General features: G+C 69.5%; 1 protein-coding gene. It reads left to right on the forward strand.

The features are described from left to right. The coding region (locus tag FYW99_RS31555) for a glycoside hydrolase family 6 protein (protein WP_150256265.1) at positions 1–1488 on the forward strand (1488 nt) is incomplete at both ends.

Consider the following 1488-nt stretch of genomic DNA (forward strand, 5'->3'; position numbering starts at 1 on the left):
CCCGCCAGCGCCGCGGCCGGTTGCGAGGTCGACTACCAACTCAACGACTGGGGCTCCGGCTTCACCGCGAGCGTGGAGATCACCAACCTCGGCGACGCGGTCAACGGCTGGACCCTGGAATGGGACTTCGCCGGAAACCAGCAGATCACCAACTCCTGGAACGGCACCGTCTCCCAGAGCGGCCAGAGCGTCTCGGTCACCAACGCCGGGCACAACGCCTCACTCTCCACCAACGGCACCGCCACCTTCGGCTTCCAGGGAAGCTACACCGGAAGCAACGCGGCACCCACGGCCTTCGAACTCAACGGTGTGGCCTGTGAGGGCCTGGTCGACCCCGGACCCGACCCCGACCCCGACCCCGACCCCGATCCGGACCCGGACCCCGGCACGGGCGAGCGGGTGGACAACCCCTACGTGGGCGCCGACGTCTACGTCAACCCGATCTGGTCGGCCAACGCCGCCGCCGAGCCCGGCGGGGACGCGGTCGCCGACGAGCCCACCGGGGTGTGGCTGGACCGCATCAGCGCCATCGAGGGCAACGACAGCCCCACCACCGGCAGCATGGGCCTGCGCGAGCACCTGGACCAGGCCCTGGAACAGGCCGCGGGCGAGCCGCTGGTCTTCCAGGTGGTCATCTACAACCTGCCCGGCCGCGACTGCGCCGCGCTGGCCTCCAACGGCGAACTCGGCCCCGACGAGATCGACCGGTACAAGAACGACTACATCGATCCCATCGCCGACATCCTGGCCGACTACGAGGACACCGAGCTCAGGATCGTGACCACGGTCGAGATCGACTCGCTGCCCAACCTGGTCACCAACGTCTCCCCCCGTGAGACCGCCACCCCCGAGTGCGACGAGATGCTGGCCAACGGCAACTACGTCGAGGGTGTGGGCTACGCCCTGGCCACCCTGGGCGACATCGACAACGTCTACAACTACGTGGACGCCGGTCACCACGGATGGATCGGCTGGGAGGACAACTTCACCGCCTCGGCCGCGCTGTTCTACGAGGCGGCCAACGCCGCCGGCGCCACCCCGGCCGACGTGCACGGGTTCATCGCCAACACCGCGAACTACTCGGCGCTGGTGGAGGACAACTTCGCCATCGGCGAGACCGTCGCGGGCACGCCGGTGCGCCAGTCGGAGTGGGTGGACTGGAACCAGTTCACCGACGAGCTCTCCTATGCCCAGGCGCTGCGCGAGGAGCTGGTGGGCCAGGGCTTCGACTCCGGTATCGGCATGCTCATCGACACCTCCCGCAACGGGTGGGGCGGGCCGGACCGCCCGGACGGGCCGGGGCCGTCCACGGACGTGAACGCCTACGTGGACGGGGGCCGCTACGACCGCCGCCTGCAGGCCGGGAACTGGTGCAACCAGTCCGGTGCGGGTCTGGGTGAGCGCCCCCAGACCGAGCCGGAGCCGGGTATCGACGCCTATGTGTGGATGAAGCCGCCGGGTGAGTCCGACGGGTCGAGCGAGTTCATC

Origin of the sequence: Nocardiopsis deserti (genome assembly GCF_008638355.1) — a bacterium.
GTDB lineage: Bacteria > Actinomycetota > Actinomycetes > Streptosporangiales > Streptosporangiaceae > Nocardiopsis > Nocardiopsis alborubida.